Annotated in this window: 2 protein-coding genes; both read right to left on the bottom strand. The window is 34.6% G+C overall.

All coding sequences use genetic code 11. The features are described from left to right. Positions 1-206: 206 nt before the first annotated feature. On the bottom strand, positions 207-716 hold the full coding sequence (locus EO766_RS18140; protein WP_074419099.1) for a hypothetical protein: 510 nt from the start codon (positions 714-716) through the stop codon (positions 207-209). 6 nt (positions 717-722) lie between these two features. Beyond that, positions 723-1,508 (bottom strand): hypothetical protein, encoded by a 786-nt coding sequence (locus tag EO766_RS18135; protein WP_074419098.1) that lies wholly within the window; start codon positions 1,506-1,508, stop codon positions 723-725. Positions 1,509-1,530 lie beyond the last annotated feature (22 nt).

Raw genomic sequence — 1,530 nt, 5'->3', positions numbered from 1 at the left:
CAACGAACAGGTATTTGCGAAGGCAGGGGATTCATTAATTGTCCAGCCAGGTACAAATGCCCAATTGAAAATATGTTGTTGAAGTTAAGAACTAAAGCTGGAAATTGAACGTCGAGCCTGAACTGCTGCTGATGCTTGCACATAGTTGATGTTACAATGTCCAGCCCTGCTTTTGCAAATACTTTTGTTATAGGCAGCCTTATTTGTCACCCCAAAAGCTGATTCATTTCATCTTGTGCTTCTCGTTGTAATTTATAGTGGGCTTCAGTTCCTGTTTTCGAAACCTGAAATATTTTTTTAGAATCAACTGCGTTTTTTAACAAGTTGCTTGGATTAGATAGTTTTATTCCGTGGCCTTTCAAAATTTTAGTAACATCCCTTACTCTAAAGTTTTTTGACGGTGATGTTATTTGTATGAAGTACCCAGCTAAAATTGCTTTTGATGTGTCACTTGTCCCTTTGGGAATTTTGCTTAACCATTCACCAAAGGTTTCAGGAACAGAATTACCATTTGCTGCTGTCTCCTGTGTTTCTGTCGTATCTGATGTTTCTGTCTGATTAGTTAGCTTGTCAACTGGTAGTTTTACTGAAATTTCAGAATACGTTTTTAAATGGGCTTCAACTTTATCATATTGATTTGATACAAATTCAGCAGGACCTTCAATTGAAATTTCAATTTGCCCGATTTTTAAATTTACTCTTGCAATGTCTGACATGTTAGTTTAGTTTTTAGGTTTCCAATTTTCATAATTGTCTTCAACATATTTGCTGCCTGGCGGAAGTAAATACACCTTCTCGTCAGCTGTAAGTTCGATAAACTCTAATTTGTCAAGTTCTTTTAAGAGTTTATTTTTCAAATAAGTTTTATTGCTGTATTTCAGGTTAACACATAAATTGTCAATAGTAGAGTACTGGTCATTTTCGGCATATAAAAGAAGTAATACTTTGTCCTTAATTTGAAGCTTTGGATTGAGTATTCTTTTTAATCCGTTTATTTCAAACACTAGCTCAAGTTTTCTGGTTACAAGAGTATTAACAAGAGATTGAGCTTGAGGAAGAGTGATTTGATAATTCAACCTGTAAAGCTCAGCCAATATCCATTCAGCAATTGTTATAATTATTAGAGCATCGGCTTTATTTGCATTTATATCTCCACTTAAATGTCCAACACCACGTCTATTTCGGATATTATAAATTGCTCCTAAACATCTAGGAATATGTAGTCGGTAAGAGTCATGGTTTGTTGTAGAACTCGATTCAATTCTTTGCAATTCAGCGAATGTATTTCTTATTGAAGTTCCAATAGGAGTGTATGTCCCACTGAAACAAGTAAATTGTATCATTCGTATTGTTGCCTCAACAAATTTACCACCGTTCAATTCTGAAGGTTCCCATTTCTCCAAAATGAAATTGGTTTTAATTTCTACATAGCTGTCTATGAGTGCGTCAACCAAGTCATTTGGAAACACTGTTTTAAAATCATTTTTAAATTGGTCGAGTAGTGTCATAAAGGTTGCCTATAACGTTTTG

The organism is Hydrotalea sp. AMD (assembly GCF_004100315.1).
Taxonomy (GTDB): Bacteria; Bacteroidota; Bacteroidia; order Chitinophagales; family Chitinophagaceae; genus Hydrotalea; species Hydrotalea flava.
This window is presented reverse-complemented; position numbering and strand designations above follow the sequence as displayed.